The 14,690-nt window shown below is 55.1% G+C and carries 13 protein-coding genes; 5 read left to right on the top strand and 8 right to left on the bottom strand.

Annotated elements, in window-relative coordinates; translation table 11 throughout:
* Positions 1-70: 70 nt before the first annotated feature.
* Positions 71-529 carry a methylated-DNA--[protein]-cysteine S-methyltransferase gene (locus tag ACHUEV_RS09855; RefSeq protein ID WP_394179389.1) on the top strand — a complete coding sequence of 153 codons (459 nt, stop codon included), beginning with the start codon at positions 71-73 and terminating at the stop codon, positions 527-529.
* Here the strand turns inward: ACHUEV_RS09855 and ACHUEV_RS09850 are convergent.
* The 4 genes from ACHUEV_RS09850 to fsa form a co-directional block, all read right to left on the bottom strand.
* On the bottom strand, positions 526-1,224 hold the full coding sequence (locus tag ACHUEV_RS09850; protein WP_394179387.1) for a CDP-alcohol phosphatidyltransferase family protein: 699 nt from the start codon (positions 1,222-1,224) through the stop codon (positions 526-528). The two genes, ACHUEV_RS09855 and ACHUEV_RS09850, sit on opposite strands and share 4 nt — an antisense overlap.
* 43 nt (positions 1,225-1,267) lie before the next feature.
* Positions 1,268-2,182: a tyrosine recombinase XerC gene (locus ACHUEV_RS09845; protein ID WP_394179385.1), complete on the bottom strand. Its 915-nt coding sequence runs from the start codon at positions 2,180-2,182 to the stop codon at positions 1,268-1,270.
* Between the two features lie 4 nt (positions 2,183-2,186).
* Positions 2,187-2,882, bottom strand: coding sequence for a DUF484 family protein (locus ACHUEV_RS09840; protein ID WP_106354801.1), 696 nt, complete (start codon positions 2,880-2,882; stop codon positions 2,187-2,189).
* Positions 2,883-3,548: 666 nt separating this feature from the next.
* A complete protein-coding gene (gene fsa / locus ACHUEV_RS09835) occupies positions 3,549-4,202 on the bottom strand; it encodes a fructose-6-phosphate aldolase (RefSeq protein ID WP_106354803.1) in 654 nt (217 codons plus the stop codon).
* 84 nt (positions 4,203-4,286) lie between these two features.
* Between fsa and ACHUEV_RS09830 the strand changes: the two genes are divergently transcribed.
* Entirely contained in the window at positions 4,287-6,479 is a 2,193-nt protein-coding gene (locus tag ACHUEV_RS09830) for a primosomal protein N' (RefSeq protein WP_394179382.1), read from the top strand.
* On the opposite strand, the gene ACHUEV_RS09825 is transcribed toward ACHUEV_RS09830, so the two are convergent.
* Positions 6,476-7,066 carry a thymidine kinase gene (locus tag ACHUEV_RS09825; protein ID WP_394179380.1) on the bottom strand — a complete coding sequence of 197 codons (591 nt, stop codon included), beginning with the start codon at positions 7,064-7,066 and terminating at the stop codon, positions 6,476-6,478. The genes ACHUEV_RS09830 and ACHUEV_RS09825 overlap by 4 nt on opposite strands.
* A 244-nt stretch (positions 7,067-7,310) precedes the next feature.
* Between ACHUEV_RS09825 and ACHUEV_RS09820 the strand changes: the two genes are divergently transcribed.
* Complete coding sequence (locus ACHUEV_RS09820; protein ID WP_394179378.1) at positions 7,311-7,751, top strand: phage regulatory CII family protein; 441 nt, start codon at positions 7,311-7,313, stop codon at positions 7,749-7,751.
* Positions 7,752-7,756: 5 nt separating this feature from the next.
* Complete coding sequence (gene arsH, locus ACHUEV_RS09815) at positions 7,757-8,464, top strand: arsenical resistance protein ArsH (protein ID WP_394179376.1); 708 nt, start codon at positions 7,757-7,759, stop codon at positions 8,462-8,464.
* Positions 8,465-8,553: 89 nt separating this feature from the next.
* On the opposite strand, the gene ACHUEV_RS09810 is transcribed toward arsH, so the two are convergent.
* Entirely contained in the window at positions 8,554-9,672 is a 1,119-nt protein-coding gene (locus ACHUEV_RS09810; RefSeq protein ID WP_394179374.1) for a beta-ketoacyl-ACP synthase III, read from the bottom strand.
* A 184-nt stretch (positions 9,673-9,856) separates the two neighbouring features.
* On the opposite strand from ACHUEV_RS09810, the gene ACHUEV_RS09805 reads away from it, so the two are divergent.
* Entirely contained in the window at positions 9,857-10,276 is a 420-nt protein-coding gene (locus ACHUEV_RS09805) for a BrnA antitoxin family protein (protein ID WP_394179372.1), read from the top strand.
* Positions 10,277-10,364: 88 nt separating this feature from the next.
* On the opposite strand, the gene ACHUEV_RS09800 is transcribed toward ACHUEV_RS09805, so the two are convergent.
* Positions 10,365-11,081 carry a hypothetical protein gene (locus ACHUEV_RS09800; protein ID WP_394179370.1) on the bottom strand — a complete coding sequence of 239 codons (717 nt, stop codon included), beginning with the start codon at positions 11,079-11,081 and terminating at the stop codon, positions 10,365-10,367.
* A gap of 148 nt (positions 11,082-11,229) precedes the next feature.
* Positions 11,230-14,562, bottom strand: coding sequence for a carbamoyl-phosphate synthase large subunit (gene carB, locus ACHUEV_RS09795; protein WP_394179368.1), 3,333 nt, complete (start codon positions 14,560-14,562; stop codon positions 11,230-11,232).
* Positions 14,563-14,690 lie beyond the last annotated feature (128 nt).

Here is a 14,690-nt window from a genome sequence, read left to right as displayed (position 1 = left end):
CGCGGGAACAGCAATCCAAGGTGCACATCGTCCTTTGCGTGGTGCGATTAACTGGCGTAGGATTTGTATGATGACAGGATTAATATGTAATTCATCCCCGGTGGGGGCGCTTGGTGCAGATGCCACCGACGGGGCGATCACGCGATTGATTTGGGGGCAGTCAGGGACATTGACTGACGGGCCACTGTTTGAACAGCTTCAGGCCGAGATGACAGCATATTTTGACGGTAGCCTAACGGAGTTCACCGTGCCGCTCGCACCACGCGCCACCGCATTCCAATCAGATTTCTACGGCGCGCTTTGCGCGATTCCTTATGGTGAAACCCGCACCTACGGAGACTTAGCCAAATTACTAGGTGTCTCTGCCCAAGCCATTGGGCAAGCCTGCGGTGCGAACCCCATCGCAATCTTGATCCCATGTCACAGGGTATTAGGCGCAAGCGGGTTAGGCGGGTATTCCGGTGAAGGCGGGGTCGAGGCAAAGGTCGCCTTGCTACGTTTAGAAGGCGCTGCAGGGTTGCTGATTTAAGCGGTCGTTTTTTCAGGAATGATTTGCTGCGCGACACCCGCCAGAAGCAGATAGATCGAGGTAATGACCAGCCCCCAATGCGCCAGGCTTTCGGGATGGAAATTGACCCAAGCGGCCCAGCCAGCAAAGAATGTCCAAGCTAGCGCCATGGGCAACGTTACCCCCCGCCAACGCTCTGTCCGGACAGGGTGTACAAATTTCAGTGGTAAGAACATCGCAACGGCGAGGCTGGCAACCAAGAACAGCGAAACCCAAAAATTGGGCGCGAGCGCGAAGATCACAAGCACCAGCATGTTCCAACAGCCCGGAAAACCGGAAAAGGAATTATCTTTGGTCTTCATCCGCGTGTCTGCAAAGTACATCGCCGATGTGAATGTAATGATGATGATCGCGAACCATCCAGTCCAACCGGGCAATAGCCCTGATTTGAACAGGGCATAGGCGGGCACAAAGACATAGGTCAGGTAGTCGATGATTAGGTCCAGCAGCACGCCATCGAAAATCGGCGCATTTGTTTTGACGTCATAGCGCCGAGCAAGCGGCCCATCGATTCCGTCGACGAAGAACGCAACAACCAACCATAGGAACATCATGTTCCACTGCTCATCAACTGCAGCAAGCATCGCTAGCATGGCGAAAACAGCACCGGTAGCGGTAAGCAGATGAACGGCGAGGGCTTTGGAACGTAGTGTCATGAAGACTTCATGAGGGAAAAAACGGCAGGGGGCAATCGGTTAGTCATGCCTTTGGGTGCGCCTTGTCGTAGACCTCCATCAATCTTGCGGCGTCAACGGCTGTATAGGCTTGGGTTGTCGATAGTGATGCATGCCCAAGCAGTTCTTGGATCGCACGTAGGTCGCCGCCCGCGGCAAGCAGATGGGTCGCAAAGGAATGTCGCATCGCATGTGGGGTCGCCGTCGCGGGCAGGCCTAGCTGCATGCGCGTTTGCGCCATGACCTTCTGGATCACACGCGGGGAAAGCGGGCCGCCGCGGACCGCCCTGAACAGCGGCTCGCCCGGTTCTTTGGGGTAGGGGCACATGCGTAGATAGGCATCCACAGCGTCACGTGCTGCGTCTATCACTGGCACGATCCGTTCTTTGTCGCCCTTACCGGTGATCCGCAGCACGGCGGGCAGGGGGGCATCGGCACCCTTTAGGCCCAATGCCTCTGAAATCCGCAGGCCACATCCGTATAACAGCGTAACGACCGCACTGTCGCGGGCGGCAACCCATGGCTCGCGGGCTTGCAGTTCGACTGTTTCGATCATCGCCGTGGCCGCGTCTTCGGCCAATGGCCGAGGGAGCTTTTTCTGAAACTTTGGCGACCGTGTCGACAGGACGGCGGTAGGTTCAAAGCCTTCGCGTTCAGCCAGCCAACGATAGAAAGATTTTACCGCAGACAATGACCGCGCAAGCGACCGCGCACCAACACCGCGACCGCGTTCATGTGCCATCCAAGACCGCATGTCGCGCACGCCAATCTTTGCGATTGGGGCTAACCCCTGCGCGCCGCCATGATGTTGGGTCATGAATGACAAAAAACCCAATACGTCGGTTTGATAGGCCTTTAGCGTGTTGTCTGCAGCACCTGACAAGGCGCGCTGGTGATCCAGCCATTTGCCCAAAACATCGGTGAGTGCTGGCGAAATCATCGGCTTATCCCAGCCAGCGGCGCATGACCCGTTCAAAAACGCCTGTAAAGAACGTGAGCAAATCGGTGCCTTGCTGCGCTGTGAATTGCTGCGGGTCTTCGGACCCCATGATCAGCATACCGGGGCGGTTGCCTTCGCCAAGATCAAGCTTCAGACAAGCTTCGGACTGGATATAGCCGGCGCGTTCGCCGTACAGGCTGGCGCCTGCGTTATCGAATTTGCGCAGGGTGATCTGACGGACGGGCATGTTACGACCAAGGGTGATGTAATCGTCAATGAATCCTTCGGGGACCACGGCGACGGCAGGGCCCATGTCATTGTCAGCCTCGGGTTCAGCGCTTTCCAGAACCAACCGGATTGCATCGACGCGCAAGGTATTGGCGACATCGCCCGTTAAATCGTCAAGAAACGCAGTGAACGTATCGGCGTCCATCATGCGTAGGATCGCGCGGTGCACCTGATTGGTGCCAGCCAGATTGTCATAGGCGGCGGCGATGACGTTGCGATGGGTGTCTTCAAGGCGATCAAAACGCGCCTCTAGCCGTTCCATCGCGATGCCGCGCAGGTCAACGATATTCCCGCCTTTGTTATCATCATCGCCCCCCACAAGAGCGCGCATGACGTCGTGATCCTCTAGCAAAAGGTTCGGGTTAGCGATGATCTGCTCGCGGGTTTTTTCGTCCATCTCGGGTTTACTCATAAGCCTGCTCTTTTGTTTTGACGAAAGTGTAGCAGACTGCGGCATGGGGTTCTGCAACTATTTTTGCGCGATGATGCAGGGTGACTTTTGGGGCGCAGTTTACTGCTAAGAAGACTACTGAGCGGTGGCTTTCCGGAGCGCGACTTGAAGTGCGCATGAGCGCTCTACTATGTCCTCGTTGAACCTTCAGCGAAGGTCCGCTCTAGCGAAGGTGCTTTGGTATGCAATCAGCAGGAATGATATGTGTCGAGGGAAACGCGCTATTGCTCTCGGTTCTCTTCGAAAATGTCGGGTGTACAAAAAATGCTGTTTCGGGGTCGGTCGGGTTAGAAACGAGTATGCTGTCCGATGCGTCATCTTGCGCAATAAAATGTAGATTTCTAAGGAATGGAAATAGCACATGATTTGAACCTACTTCAATTCTTAGCTGGTTGGAAACCAATGCCACACGCTTATCGCAGGCAGGTGACCATGTAGACCAGTCTATGTAGATCTTATCGTCGAAGTAGTACTCATCCATGGGTCATTGCGGCCTTTGTAACGTCAAGCAGACAATGGAATACAAAACTCGGAACGTGTTGGCACCTGTTAGACATGCCGCAGTTATTCAAATTTCGATATGATTGCCGCCAAGTCACCCACGGGCAACTTGGCGGCAATCGTCGCTTACAGGATTTTGATACCTGCTTTTTCGATGTCAGCCATGAAGCCAGCCAGACCTTTGTCGGTCAGCACGTGGTTGGCCATAGCTTTGATCACTGCGGGTGGTGCGGTCGCAACGTCGGCACCTATTTTTGCGCATTCTGACATGTGGTTGGCAGAGCGGATCGACGCGGCAAGGATCTGTGTGTCGAAGCCGTAGTTGTCATAGATGGTGCGGATGTCTTCGATCAGTTCCAGACCGTCAATGTTGATGTCATCCAAACGACCGATGAATGGGCTAATGAATGTCGCGCCTGCTTTGGCGGCCAACAGTGCTTGGTTCGCTGAGAAGCACAGGGTCACGTTGACCATGGTGCCTTCGTCGGACAGCGCTTTACATGTCTGCAGGCCGGCCCATGTCAGTGGAACTTTTACAGCGATGTTTTTGGCGATTTTGGCCAGTTTGCGGCCTTCGGCCAGCATGCCTTCGGCGTCAAGAGCGACGACTTCGGCAGAAACTGGGCCATCGACCATGTCACAGATTTCTTTGGTGACTTCCAAAATGTCACGGCCAGATTTAGCGATCAGCGATGGGTTGGTTGTGACACCATCGACCATCCCCAGGTCGTTGAGCTCTTTGATCTGGTCGATCTCAGCGGTATCTACGAAAAACTTCATGTCTTCACTCCGAGTATGGGTTGGTGTTTGTTGTGTCAGCGTTTACCTGATGTCAGGCACAGCGTGAACCCGCAAAAGGCTGATATGACAGATAGCTATTTCCACGAGGGCGATTTGGTTGGGGTTTTGACCGCACAACCGCTTGATCGCTTATTGGATTATAAAGCCCCTGAAGGTGGATGTCACTTGGGGGCCTTTGTTGAGGTGCCTTTGGGCCCGCGCAAAGTGTTAGGCGTTGTTTGGGGCCCGGGTAAGGGTGATTACGATCGTAGTAAAATTCGGTCAGTTATCCGTGTGCTGGATGTCGCCCCGATGCGTGATGAAATGCGGGTGTTTCTAACGCGTGCTGCTGATTACACGTTGACCCCGTTGCATGCGATGTTGCGTTTGGCCACCCGTGCGCCCGGTCTTGGTGATGCGCAGTCGATGCGCAAGGTCTATCGCCTTGCCGACCGTGTGCCTGATCGCATGACCGATGCGCGTGAAAAGGTGCTGGCGGTGCTGCGTGACTACGGTGGGCTATCGTTTACTCTTGGCGAGTTGGCAGAAATGGCGGGTGTTGGGACTTCAGTCGTTAAGGGCTTGGTCAAGCACGGTGCCGTCCGCGAGGAAGAAGCCCCGCGCGATACGCCCTATCCGAAGCTGGACCCAGATTACGGTGGCAAAGAATTAAGCGCCGATCAGGCGGCAGGTGCTGACGCATTGCGTGACGCGTTGCGCAGCGACAAATACGGGACGACTTTGCTGAAGGGGGTGACCGGGTCTGGTAAGACCGAGGTTTACCTCGAAGCTGTTGCTGAATGTCTGCGGATGGGCAGGCAGGCACTGGTTTTGCTGCCAGAGATCGCCCTGTCTGGTGAATTCATTAGCAGGGTCGAAGCGCGGTTCGGGATGAAGCCCGCGGAATGGCATTCGGGTGTGACGATGACCGAACGCCGCCGTTGTTGGCGCATGGTTGGGCAGGGTGACGCGCAGATGGTCGTCGGTGCCCGTTCGGCGTTGTTTTTGCCGTTTCAGAACCTTGGGCTGGTGGTCGTCGATGAAGAACATGACACATCCTACAAACAAGAAGATGGCGTGCTGTATAACGCCCGCGATATGACAGTTCTGCGGGCAGCGATTAATGGTGCGCAGGTGGTTTTGGCGTCGGCCACGCCTAGCCTTGAAAGCTGGGCTAATGTTGAGACGGGGAAATATCAGCGCCTTGAGCTGAAATCGCGTTTCGGGGCGTCTGTTTTGCCGAAAATGTCTGCGATCGATATGCGTGCCGAAGATCTACCCGGTGGCAAATGGGTTTCGCCGACGTTGCGCGGTGCCATTGCGCAGCGATTGGAAAAGGGCGAGCAGTCGCTCGTGTTTTTGAACCGCCGTGGTTACGCGCCGGTCACGATTTGTCGTGCTTGTGGTCATCAGATTGCATGTGATCAATGCGACGCACGTATGGTTGAACACCGTTTCCTCAAGCGTTTGATGTGCCACCAATGCGGCGAAACCAAACCGATGCCCACCGTTTGCCCCCATTGCGAGGCCGAGGATCGTCTAAGCGCGGTTGGTCCTGGGGTTGAACGTATGGGCGAAGAAGTGGTCGAACTGTTCCCTGATGCGCGGATCGCGGTGCTTTCGTCCGATCTGTATGGCTCTGCCCGCGCGATGAAGGCACATATCGAAGAAATTGCGCAAGGTGGGACCGATATTATCATCGGGACACAGCTGGTTGCAAAAGGGCACAACTTTCCCAAGCTGACGCTTGTTGGGGTTATTGACGCGGATCTTGGCCTGCAAGGGTCGGATTTGCGCGCGGCGGAGCGGACGTTCCAGTTGATGCGACAGGTTGCAGGGCGGGCAGGTCGGGCAGAGGCCCCGGGCGAGGCGATGCTGCAAACCTACCAACCTGAACATGCGGTGATCCGTTCGATTCTGGCTGGCGACGAAGAGGCGTTCTGGGCTGCTGAGGCGGCAGAGCGAAAAGCCGCGGGTGTTCCGCCCTATGGCCGTATGGCTGGCATCGTTCTGAGTAGTCCGAATGTCCAAGAGGTTTTCGATCTTGGAGCTGAAATGGCGCGTCGGGATGAGCCCTTGCGGCGGATTGGGGCGCAGGTTTTTGGACCCGCTCCAGCGCCGATTGCGCGGGTCCGTGGACGGCACCGGGTGCGGCTATTGGTGAAGGCTGAAAAAACTGCGCCACTACAACAGGCGTTGGCGCAGTGGGCGGGGCAGTTTCGATTGCCAAATAACCTACGGCTCACAATCGATATCGACCCGCAAAGTTTTTATTAGGGCTGCGCAGTGTCGCCCATTTCTTCACGCCAGTGGCGACGGCACAGCGACACATAACGATCATTACCGCCAATGACGATCTGGTCGCCCGATCGTGAAACTTGCCCATTTTCGTCTTTGCGGACAACCATCGTTGCCTTTTTTCCGCAGTGACAAATTGTGCGGACTTCACGCATTTCATCGGCTAATGCCAAAAGTGCGGCGGAACCGGGAAACAGCTCTCCCAGGAAATCGACTCGCAAGCCATAGGTCATGATTGGCACGCGGAGGTCGTCAACAGCACGGGCAAGCTGCCAGACCTGCTCCGGTTCTAGGAACTGGGCCTCGTCCACAAAGACGCAAGCGCATGGGCCAGAATCAAGGCGCGCTTTGATTTTGTCGTACAGGTTTTCTGAAGGGGCGAATGTATCTGCCTCGGCGCCGATGCCAATGCGGCTTCCCACACGGCCTTCGCCAGCGCGGTTATCATGCTGCGCAATCATCAGATAGGTTTTCATCCCACGTTCGATATAGTTGTGAGATGCTTGAAGAAGCACTGTCGACTTGCCAGCGTTCATCGTAGAGTAATTAAAGTACAGTTTTGCCATAGCGCTCATTAACGTTGGCACTATTGTCTTGGCAAGAGCAAGGCGGTGAGGTATCTGCCGGGCCCGGCAGGATAGCCCCAATGGATCGCGATCCGAAAACACAAGATGTCCGTCGGCATCGAAACTGGTTACACTATCCCCCAACACGGGACAATTTATCAATGACACGGCTGCAGTTAACAATTAATGGGAATAGGACGATAGTTTTCCCCCTACGTTGGGACGCACGAGATGGAGTACGGGCATGAGCAATTACCTCAAACGGCACACAGAAGCGTTGGTAAAAGACGTTGGTATCGAAAGTGCTTGCGAGTTAACCGGGAAATCAAAGGCTACACTTGGCCGATATTACTCTGACAACCCAGAGCATGCTGACCGCTTTATGCCTGTTGATGCCGTAGCGCAGCTAGAGGCAGCCGCATCTTATCCGCATATTACATCGGCGCTTGCTGAAATGCGTGGAATCACGCTTTCGTATGATACGGACCGGCCAAACAGCGAAGGTGGCGTAAACAACGACGTTATCAAGCTAAGTCAGCGTTTCGCACAGCTGATGGCAGAATATAACATTTCCATCGAAGATGGGATTATCACGGTCAACGAAGCAAAGCGGCTTTTGCGTGAAACAACGGCACTGCAAAAAGTACTGATCGACATGAAGTTGCACCTAGAAGAAAGCAACTAAGTGCAATGACCGATCTGGATATGCCCAACCTCGTTCCGGATGCTTTGCAGCCGCTGGATTTTGCCGCGCTTGCAGGGCTGGGCGATGATGGGCATGCGCCACGTATTTTGTTGCTTTACGGTTCGCTACGCGATGTCAGCTATTCACGCCGCTGCGCAGAAGAAGGCGCGCGCGTGCTGAATGCGTTGGGTTGTGAGACGCGGTTTTTCGATCCGTCAGGGCTTCCGTTGCCGGGCGATGCCGAAGAAACCCACCCCAAGGTCGCAGAACTGCGTGAATTGGTGATGTGGTGCGAAGGCATGGTTTGGTCCAGTCCAGAACGTCACGGTGCAATGACCGGGATCATGAAGACGATCATTGATTGGATTCCATTGTCGCCAATCGGTGGCATCCGCCCAACACAGGGCAAAACCCTTGCACTGATGCAAGTCTCGGGCGGATCGCAGTCGTTTAATACGGTCAACCAGATGCGTATCCTCGGTCGTTGGATGCGTCTGATCACAATCCCAAACCAATCTTCCGTGCCTATGGCGTGGAAGCAGTTTGAAGACGGACGGATGAAGCCATCATCGCTTTATAATCGCATCGTTGATGTGATGGAGGAGCTTGCACGGTTCACCGTAATGACACGCGGCCGGTCTGCAATGCTAACCGACCGATATTCTGAGCGGGTTGAGACGCTAGAAGACGTGCACAAGCGGGTCAGTTCTTAGACCAGTGGAACAAACGGTACGCCGCATGCTGCAAGGCTGCAAAGTGCGGCGGCAATCATTAGTTTTTTCATTTCTTATTCTTCCTTAGGTTAGCCGCGTTCAACCACGACGGAACCCACGGAATAACCCGCGCCGAACGAACAGATCAACCCTTTGTCGCCTGTCTCAAAATCGTCAGAGTATTTGGTGAAGGCAATGATAGAGCCTGCAGACGACGTGTTGGCATAGTCTTGCAAGACGTTTGGCTGCTCGTGTGGTTCTGGTGGGCGACCTAGGACCTTTTTGCCGATGTAGTCGTTCATCGACTTGTTAGCCTGATGAAGCCATAGGCGGCGTAGCTCTGGTGCTTCGACACCAGTGTCGGTCAGGTGGTCGGCGATATGCTGACTGACCAGCGGTAGCACTTCTTTGAAAACCTTGCGGCCGTTTTGCATGAATTGCATATCGCGGCGGTCATCCATGGCGTCATGGGTGCGACGCAAGAAGCCGCTGTTGTTGCGGATGTTATTGCTGAACTGCGTCGCGCAACGGGTCGAAAGCACCTTAAAATGTGGGCGATCAAGGCCTTCGTCGCGTTCGAGGTATGTGGCGGTTGCCACGTCCCCAAAGATAAAGTGACAATCGCGGTCACGCCATTCGAGGTGGGCGCTGCAGATTTCGGGGTTCACGACAATTGCGGAACGGATAGAGCCGGCGCGGATCATGTCGGCGGCGGTTTGGATGCCGAAAGTCGCGCTGGAACAGGCGACGTTCATATCAAAAGCAAAACCACCGGCACCCAGCAGCTGTTGGATTTCGACGCCAACGGCTGGGTAGGCGCGTTCCATGTTGGAGGCGGCACAGATCACAAGATCAACATCAGCGGCGGTACGGCCCGCGGCCGAGATCGCTTTTTGCGCGGCATCTACGCCGATTTCAGCCATGTATCCGGGTTCGTCATCTGACCGTTGGGCGAGGCGTGGAAACATGCGTGCGGGGTCAAGAGGGCCTTCTTTATCAAGCACATAACGGTTTTCGATGCCGGACGCAGCCACGATAAATTCGGATGAGGAGTGGGGCTTTGCCTTAACGGTGCCTGCTTCAATCGCGGCGGCGTTTTCAGCGTTCCACAGATCGGCGTAGGCGTTAAAAGCTTCGACCAATTCGTCGTTTGTGATGACCTGAGAGGGCGTGAAAAGCCCGGTCCCGGTGATGGCGACTTTATGCATGACAACCCCCATTTTGCGTTGTGCCACCTTATTGTGCAGCGCTAACATTTGTCCACAGCGGCGAGTTTGTGACCTAGGGGAACATCGGCTGCATTGCGTGCAGACCGCGTACACACAGCGTGCGCACGGTCATGCAGCGGCGTTTTTACCTTTGGCGGACAGTGTGACGGCAAAGGAGACCACGATGATCGACCCCAAGAAAATGACCAAGACACAGCGGATCAATTGGAGCTATGCGGTTGATGCGCAGGCGATGATCGAATGGGATTTGCATACGTTTGTCGCCAAGGAAAAGATGCTGCCGCCACGCTGGGATGAAATCTGGAAAGACAATGACAGGCGCGATCCGAAACGGCAGCGGGTGACGATGCGTCTGGATGCTGATGTGGTGAAATTCTTTAAGGCGATGGGGGAAGGGTATCAGCCCCGGATCAACCGTGTGCTGCGGATGTTCATGCACTACCGATTGGCCGGGATCATAGATGGGCCTGACACGACCGACTATGTCCTGCGCCCCGAGACGTTATTGTCTGGGAATCCCCCGCGGCCCAAGTGGGGGGATTTTGAGCGGCTTCAGGAAGAGATTGCTTTGGGCGAGGGGTGATTAACCTAGGGACTCCCAACTGGCTCAACGATACCCGAAGATTTCCCATCCAAAGTCGCGCTGATTTGCTTATATAATCAGAACTACATTATCTGTCAGGGCCATTATTTTCTTCGGAAGCCATTGCTTCTGCCAAGATGCTGCTAGCTGAGCGGCCTCCTCGGGCCGTCCAATCACTTAGCTCACGAAGGTGAGTACGGTATGTAGCGTCGGTATGCTTTTGATTTCTTAGTGTTTTTTCAGCTGATATTTGTTTCATTTCCAGTAACGAAATGCGTCCCACCAATTGAGAAATGATCTCGTCTCTTGAATCCCCGGTGCTATCTAATGCAATTTTGCCGAGTGCCAAACTGACTGGCGTCGAAAAGTGTTCTGGATTTTCGTTAGCCTTAGAGACTTGGTTCTTAATACGTTCAATGCAGGCTACATGCGATGACGGGTCATCGTGAATATATTCGATTGTATTCTGGTGTGAGTTGTCGAACGGAATTTCGCCAATTGCGCTACTCATATGGATGATTGGTTTTTGAAATGCGTGGCGGATGCCGATTTCATAAAAGACATTCGCGTTGTGTCCGCTTAGATCCGCAACACACCAATCCGCTTGATGAATTTTATTGATGATATTCGGCGTTATTTGACCGGCTTCATCTGTTTCATCGATGCGCTCGACTTTTGTGAAGCCGAGTGACTCGAATGCGGGCTTGATGATGTACTGCAAGCAGCAGTCGGAACGACGCCTTATGTCTGATCCGGCGGAACCGATAGGTGAGATTACAAAGCAAGTTTTGGATTTATCATTCATGCTTCATCTTTAGGATGAAAACGGTTCTATCAAAAGAACAATCTCGCCCGGCATCGCCGGGCAGCGCCCGGACCTCCCCCATGGGGAGGGCGCTTTGCACCCACCCCGAGGTCCGGACGATGCCCTGTGTGGGCGATCCGTTTAGCTATTAGGCGCCTTGTAGTGAGCGCACCCCAACATCACCTTCTTCGCGTGCTTGCATGGCAAGTGCTGCTGCGTGGGACGCGGCGGCTGTCGTGAAGTAGGGGATTTTGTCGTAGAGGGCGACGGCGCGGATGTCGCGGCTGTCTTCTACGGCTTGGGCGCCTTCGGTTGTGTTCATGACCAATGCGATGTGCCCGTCTTTGAGGCGGTCAACGATTGTGAGGCCGCCCTCGTAGACTTTGTTCACGACTTCGCAGGCGACGTTGTTTTCGGTCAGCCACGCTGCGGTGCCGCGTGTTGCGACGATGTTCAGCCCAAGGTCCACGATGATTTTGGCGGCCTCTGCCATGTCAGCGGTTTTGTCCATGTCCTTGATCGAGAAGAACACGGTGCCTTCGGTCGGTAGCTGAGTGCCTGCACCCATTTGCGCCTTAAGGAACGCACGTGGGAAGGACCGATCCCAGCCCATGACCTCGCCTGTTGAGCGCATTTCTGGCCCAAGGATCGTATCGACGCCGGGGAAGCGGGCGAAGGGCAAGACGGCCTCTTTCACGGAGAACCACGGTGTGTTCGGGTCGGCCAATGTGAAGGCGTCGCCAAGCGGCAGCACGTCCATTGGGTTTTCTGTCGCAGGGTAAGGTTCGCGCAGTGGGAAGTTTGTCAGCGGCTCGCCTGCCATCAGCCGTGCGGCGATGGATGCGATGGCGCTGTCGGTCGCTTTGGCCACGAATGGCACGGTGCGGGATGCGCGGGGGTTTACCTCGATCAGGTAGACTTCTTCGTCTTTGACGGCGAACTGGATGTTCATCAGGCCGACGACGTTCAGCGCGAGCGCCAAGGCTTCGGTCTGTTTGCGGATTTCAGCGATCATCGCGTCAGAGAGCGAGTAAGGCGGTAGCGAACAGGCGCTATCGCCAGAGTGCACGCCGGCCTCTTCGATGTGCTGCATGATGCCTGCGACGTGGGTGTTTTTGCCGTCGGATAGGCAATCCACGTCAACCTCGACCGCGCCGGACAGGTAGCTGTCGAGAAGCACCGGGCTATCGCCGGACACAACAACAGCGTCAGAGATATAGCGTTCAAGCTGTGCTTGGTCGCGGACGATTTCCATAGCGCGGCCACCCAAGACGTAGGATGGGCGGATCACCAGCGGGAAGCCGATTTCTTTGGCGATTTCAAATGCTTCTTCGTCAGTGGAGGCGATGCCGTTGTGGGGCTGTTTCAGGCCTAGACGGTTGACGAGGTCTTGGAAGCGTTCGCGGTCTTCGGCAAGGTCAATCGCGTCTGGCGTGGTGCCAAGGATTGGGATGCCTTCGTCGTTCAGCGCGTTTGCCAGCTTCAGCGGTGTTTGCCCGCCGAACTGTACGATGACGCCGTGAAGCGTGCCGTTTTCCTGCTCTACCCGCAGGATTTCCATGACGTGTTCGAATGTCAGCGGTTCAAAATACAGCCGGTCAGAGGTGTCATAGTCGGTCGACACTGTCTCTGGGTTGCAGTTGATCATTATCGTTTCATAGCCCTGCTCGGTGAGCGAGAAACACGCGTGGCAGCAGCAGTAATCGAATTCGATCCCTTGGCCGATCCGGTTTGGGCCACCGCCAAGGATGACAACCTTTTTGCGGTCGGATGGGCGCGCTTCGCACTCGACCTCGCCCATGACGGGGGACTCATAGGTGGAGTACATATAGGGCGTCTGCGCTTCGAATTCCGCGGCGCAGGTGTCGATCCGTTTGAACACAGCTTTGACGCCGAGGTTCTTACGTGCACGGCGTACTTGGTCTTCGTCGCGGCCCGTCAGTTTGGCAAGGCGGGCATCGGTGAAGCCCATCATTTTAACTTTGCGCAGGCCATCTTCGGTGACGGGCAGGCCGTTCAGCGTGATTTCAGCCTCGGCTTGGATGATCTCGCGGATGCGGGCAAGGAACCATGGGTCGAATTTGGTGACGGCATGGATGTCGTCGTCGGACAGACCGTGACGCATTGCTTGGGCGATGACGCGGATACGGTCTGGCGTTTGTTTTGCCAGCGCTTTGGTGATTGCAGCGGCGTCAGGTGCACCGGGGATTTCGATTTCGTCGAAACCGGTCAGGCCTGTTTCCATGGATGCCAGCGCTTTTTGCATGGATTCGTGGAAGGTCCGGCCGATGGCCATTGCCTCGCCCACGGATTTCATCGCGGTGGTCAGGTGCGGTTCAGAGCCTGCGAATTTTTCAAAAGCAAAGCGCGGAATTTTGGTGACGACATAGTCGATTGTCGGTTCAAACGACGCAGGTGTGACGCCTGTGATGTCGTTGTCCAACTCGTCAAGCGTATAACCAACGGCCAGTTTTGCCGCGATTTTCGCGATTGGGAAACCTGTCGCCTTTGATGCCAACGCAGATGAACGTGATACGCGTGGGTTCATCTCAATGACGACCATGCGGCCGTCGGCAGGGTTTACGGCCCATTGTACGTTTGATCCGCCTGTTTCAACGCCGATTTCGCGCAGCACGTTGATCGAGTGGGTCCGCATGACCTGATATTCTTTGTCGGTCAGGGTCAGTGCAGGGGCGACGGTGATACTGTCACCTGTGTGCACGCCCATTGGGTCCACGTTTTCAATCGCGCAGACGATGATGGCGTTGTCGGCCTTGTCGCGGACGACTTCCATCTCGAATTCTTTCCAGCCGAGCAGGGATTCATCGACAAGGATTTGACCAACCGGGGACGCTTCCATCCCTGTGCGGCAGTAGTGTTCGTATTCTTCGCGGTTGTAAGCAACACCGCCACCAGTCCCGCCAAGCGTAAAGGCAGGGCGGATGATTGCAGGCAGGCCAACATATTCAATCGCGTCGATGGCCAGTTGTAGGCCAGCTTTGATGTCGTATTTACCGTTAACCTTCGGTGCGGTGATGATCGTCGCCTTTGGGTTTTCGATGCCAAGACGGTCCATTGCTTCGCGGAACAGTTTCCGGTCTTCGGCCATCTCGATGGCTTCGCGGTTTGCACCGATCAGTTGGACGTTGAATTTTTCAAGAACACCCATGTCGGCCAGTGCAAGTGATGTGTTCAGGCCAGTTTGGCCACCCATTGTTGGCAGCAACGCATCGGGGCGTTCTTTTTCGATAATCTTTGCAACAACTTCGGGGGTGATTGGTTCGATGTAGGTCGCGTCAGCAAGACCGGGATCGGTCATGATTGTCGCAGGGTTCGAGTTTACCAGAATGACCCGGTAGCCTTCTTCGCGCAGTGCTTTACAGGCTTGAGCGCCGGAATAATCGAACTCGCAGGCTTGTCCGATAATAATAGGGCCTGCACCGATGATCATGATCGACTTGATGTCAGTACGCTTTGGCATGGCGAGCCCCTCTGAAGGTAAATTTTCGTGGGTTATAGACAACAGCGCCCAAGGCGCAAGGGCCTTTGCGCAAAGGGGTAGGGTTGTCGCAAATGATCTGTAATTTTCGGGCTGGGCCGCGTATCTGA

Origin of the sequence: Yoonia maritima (genome assembly GCF_043641945.1) — a bacterium.
Classification (GTDB): Bacteria; Pseudomonadota; Alphaproteobacteria; order Rhodobacterales; family Rhodobacteraceae; genus Yoonia; species Yoonia maritima_B.
This window is presented reverse-complemented; position numbering and strand designations above follow the sequence as displayed.